The 4,419-nt window shown below is 42.2% G+C and carries 3 protein-coding genes and 2 pseudogenes; 3 read left to right on the top strand and 2 right to left on the bottom strand.

The window, feature by feature from the left end; translation table 11 throughout:
• Positions 1-734, bottom strand: a pseudogene (locus F6K49_RS35950) (PCRF domain-containing protein); the annotation flags it as partial.
• 555 nt (positions 735-1,289) lie between these two features.
• Between F6K49_RS35950 and F6K49_RS35945 the strand changes: the two are divergent.
• Positions 1,290-1,436, top strand: coding sequence for a hypothetical protein (locus F6K49_RS35945; RefSeq protein ID WP_293064257.1), 147 nt, complete (start codon positions 1,290-1,292; stop codon positions 1,434-1,436).
• A 391-nt stretch (positions 1,437-1,827) separates the two neighbouring features.
• On the opposite strand, the gene F6K49_RS35940 is transcribed toward F6K49_RS35945, so the two are convergent.
• Positions 1,828-2,919, bottom strand: a complete 1,092-nt coding sequence (locus tag F6K49_RS35940; RefSeq protein WP_293104501.1) for a hypothetical protein — start codon at positions 2,917-2,919, stop codon at positions 1,828-1,830.
• A 1,267-nt stretch (positions 2,920-4,186) separates the two neighbouring features.
• On the opposite strand from F6K49_RS35940, the pseudogene F6K49_RS53770 reads away from it, so the two are divergent.
• Positions 4,187-4,243 (top strand): annotated as a pseudogene (locus tag F6K49_RS53770) (hypothetical protein); the annotation flags it as partial.
• Positions 4,237-4,323: a hypothetical protein gene (locus F6K49_RS35935; RefSeq protein ID WP_229424439.1), complete on the top strand. Its 87-nt coding sequence runs from the start codon at positions 4,237-4,239 to the stop codon at positions 4,321-4,323. The pseudogene F6K49_RS53770 and the gene F6K49_RS35935, both read left to right, overlap by 7 nt.
• The last annotated feature ends 96 nt before the right edge of the window (positions 4,324-4,419 follow it).

The following is a 4,419-nucleotide window of genomic DNA, read 5'->3' as shown; positions in this document are numbered from 1 at the left end:
CACGGGAGGTGGTAATTTCTAAATCCTTCTCGGGGATTTCCAGCTCAACGGTATTATCCACCGCAGGCATCACTTCTACTCCAGCAAAACTAGTCTGTCGCTTACCGTTAGCATTAAACGGGGAAATTCTAACCAGTCGATGAGTACCTTTCTCCGCTTTTAGGTAACCATAGGCGCGGAGTCCGTCTATTTCCAGAGTGGCAGACTTAATCCCAGCTTCATCCCCTGGGGAAATTTCCGCTAGGTGGGCTTTATAACCATGGTTCTCTGCCCAACGGGTGTACATGCGCAGTAATATGTCAGCCCAATCTTGGGCATCGGTTCCACCAGCCCCTGCATTGATGGTGAGCACAGCACCTAATGCGTCGTAGGTACCAGATAACAGCTGTTCCAACTCCCAGCGATCCAGTTCTTTATTCAGCTGAGTCAAGTTGGTTTGAGCTTCTGCAAGCAGTGCCTCATCGGTTTCTAGTTCTAGCAACTCCAAGATCGCTTTAGTGTCTTCCAAACTTGATTGCCACTGTTGATACCGTTGGAGGTTAGATTTTAGGTCGTTGAGTTGTTGAAGGGTCTGTTGAGCAGACTTTTGATCATCCCAAAAATCCGGTTGAGCTGCCAGCTGCTCTAAATCTTCAATTTTGGCATTCAGAGCAGCAATGTCAAAGATAGTCCTGGGTTTTACCCAGGCGCTCCGACAAGATTTCGACTGCCCGTTTCTGCTCTACGGTTTCCATAACGTTTCCATCCTTTACCAAAAATTTTGGGTAATCGCGCCCCGTCCTTCGTTCGACGGCTTTTTTTTGTTCGCAACTGAAGGCTCCAAAGGAGCATCTATGTATTGACAGTTTTCTTGCACCGTGTTATTATCAAATCATAACAAAAAAATAATTAATGTTCTAGATAAACATGATCTTGAATAAGTAGACAGTGTAAAAAACATGTTTTGAGATAATCATGTTGCACTGCGCAAGTCTAACGATTTGGAAGTCTATGAAAGTCTAAGATTAAAAAAATGTTCATCTAAATTTATTATCTAAATTTGTTATCTATTTTAGGTACGGTGGGGCACACCGAAACCTAGGTCATAGATCAAATACGCTTGTGGAGAGGAGACCTCTATTTTTCCTGGCTCCGGCCTGGTTAAACAAGTCACCCCGTGGAAGCAAGAATCCCCGTCATTCCAGGACGGGGAGTGTCAAAACACCATTATAACACCAGCAGGGGGGTCTTCTTGATTCTTACTACTATAAATTTAAGATATACTTAACTATTGACTAGCAGTAACACCAATGCGTTCGCTTTTAGCGGAAGCTGAGGCCGTAGGCCACGCTTTGCGAACGCTTCATCGCGTAGCGTGGCCTACGGCCAATCGCGTAGCGGCTCTGAAAGAGCATCGCAATCTCAAATCCCCCCGTCAGCATCTACTGAACAATTAGGTGTTATTTTTTTTTTAGAAAAATCGTCGATTTTTCTATATCATAAGTATCGATGAATTGGTGTTAAAAGTATTAGCAATACTAGGAGATATAAGGGATGTATCTTCCTCGTTTGCTGGAAAATTACTTGACTTATTTTAGTTATTTTATTTTTTTAACTAGACTCTTAATATCTAAAATAATTTTAGAAAAATCGAGGCGATTGCCATTTTTTGTTTAAGTAGATCTACCTGAGTATGAAACAGCCCGATCTGGCCATGGGGGGGCAAGGGGGAATTCCTACTTGCTACTTGCTACTTGCTACTTGCTACTTGCTACTTGCTACTCCCATTAACCCAAGCATTAACCCAAGATAAAATTCCCTCAACCAATTGAGAAGTGCTACATGATATCATAACGCCTTCTGCTCCAGGTCAGAGAATAACTCCAGCAGTCTTTGAGTATAAGGAAGCAACAGGGAAAGCTGATCTGACTCTACACGAGCGTTTAGTTCATCCACCAGTAACTGCAACATTTTTTCCGCCAGTTTCCAACTTACGTCTACACTAGGAAATACCAGTAAACACAACGGCAACAGTTCCTGTTCTATTGATGTCATATTCCCTTCCAAAGCACATAGCCATAGGTAACCCTGGAACATTTCTAAATCTCTGATAGTCGAAGCCTTAATTCCTGGATCGTCCAGCCCTCCCCGACGGCTAAAATGATCAGAGTGCAATTGCTCTGTGCGTTGGTAGACAGTCTGAGCAATATCCTGACTAGCAGGTAAGACTTGCTCGACTAACGCTAAGGTAGGTGAGTTAAAATCATGCAAAGCCGCTGCATTACAGATTCGTTGCCAGGGGATAGAAACTTGCTCCTCCACAAACTTAAAGTAGGGACTGAGCAAAATTTGTTCTGGTAATGTCAGCCGATTGAGTACTAATTTAGTGCTGAAGTGAAACTGTGTAGTAACAAAACCAATGGCGCGACGGTCTTTTGCTGATATATGTTTCTCCCGCAGTTGCCGCAATACAGGTTCGAGAGAGGTGGCTAACTTTTCTATGGCTGGCAATTCTAGCGCTACCATTGTCCACGGGCTAGAGAAATCTGTGAAGAAATTAATTGTCTCTCCTAGTCGTATTGCTGCCATTAAACTAGAATTCGGTGATTGCTCCTGGTAAATTTCTAGTACCTTTTCGTAAACCGAGCCAACAAATTCAGCAATTCGCTTAGCCTCAGTCAAATTAACCACATTAGGAATATAGGAGAACATAGCATCTGTTTTAATTCCTGCACACTCACAATTAATTTGGATTAAACGCTGTAACTTGGTAACTGTTTGAGTGCGCCCCTTTCTAGAAGCAACGTCTAGCAAATCAGAAATATTTAAAAAATCATTATTTTTAGCGATAATTGATAAATCTGGTACATAGCGATTTGCCCAAAAATTGACTAAGCGCTCAACCGATGTTTTGTTGAATCTTGGAGTGTTGATCAGCAAAGCTTGTTCCTCAGATGTCTAAAAAATTATTTCTATAATCCCTTTAAGTAAATTTTTACTTGTGGCGTTAAATCCAACAATTAATTGTGAAAGCTTTAAAAAAGCTGTAGAGCACTCCATGACAACTAATATCCAATAGCAATTATTCGGTAGATTTACAACAAATAAATATCATTAATAATAGGGAATTGGTAACTGATAATTAGTAATTATTACTTTTTAATGGGTAATGGGTAATTGGAGTAGGTGCATCCCATTGTTAGAGACATAAAATCGTAAGCACTCAGCCGTTGGCCTTAGACCACGCTACTTGAGGTGCTGTCAGCCTAATCCTTAAAATAAACCTCGTTCGCCTAGGGTGCGCCGATACGCAAACAGGAGAATTTAATAGTTCGAGATTAATGAGAATTTAAAGTTTGGCTAAAACCCCTTGGCCGTTGGGGACGCTACGCTAACAGCTTTGTGGCACAGGCTTCGACCCTCGGACGTAACTCAGATTAAATGAATGCTTAACTCTTGTCTTGATACAGTCGCTCATGGCGCATGGGTCTGTGTTCGGAACTTGCTTCCGCACCTGTCAGCCATGCAAAGCGCGAGTGGTTAGAAGTTACCGTAAGACAGGCTCGCCTTAATCAATAAGTTTTAACCCTTTTATGCATTTGAAGTTACCGTAAGAATAAGGCAGCCTTAATCAATAAGTTTTAACCCTTTTTCCCATAGCCGACCAACCATTTTGGCTGCCTTATTCTAAGGCGCGCGTCAAGGAGCCTACCAACCATAAAGGCTCAACGTAATCAGGTTTGGTCTCCGGGGGAAACCCCCGCAGGTCGGCGCTGCATCGCTCTCCAGCGCCGTGGAAACCACGGCAGTCGCTCATGGGGGAGACCCCCGCAGGTCGGCGCTGCCTCCCCAAGACCGTAATGGTGCGTTTGACCCGTAATTAAATTCGCCACGGGTCGCACCTCTGCATCGCTTATTCAAAAGCACCTCCAGTAGCCTGTGCTATGGGCATAAGCACATCAAGTAGCGTGCGCGTAGCGCTAATCGCTGTTCGCTTACATTTTTGTATTATTTATACACATGATAAACGTGATTCATTTTAATTATGTAAAGATTTATTTAAGTTTAGTAAAAAAAAAAACAATACAATGATAATTCAAATATAGCGTTTCTAAATGAGTCGTGAACACAAAACTAGCTGAAAGTCTTAGTTAAAGACAGTGCTTGTTTCACACATCAAATGGAAACGCTATAGCAAAATTAACAACTGATATCATGTCTGGTTACCAATTACCGGTTACCGATTACCAATTACCAATTACCGGTTACCAATTACCAGTTACCGATTACCAATTACCAATTACCGGTTACCGATTACCAATTACCAATTACCAATTACCCTAAATCATTCCATTAATCAGCCAAGCCGTGCAGCCCAAACCACTTATCCAGTAAAGGTTTTCAGTAGTAACAATTGTGCTAACTCGCAAAAGCCTTCAG

This window comes from Moorena sp. SIO3I6 (genome assembly GCF_010672095.1).
Note: the sequence above shows the minus strand (reverse complement) of the source record. Positions and strands in the feature narration are given on the sequence as shown.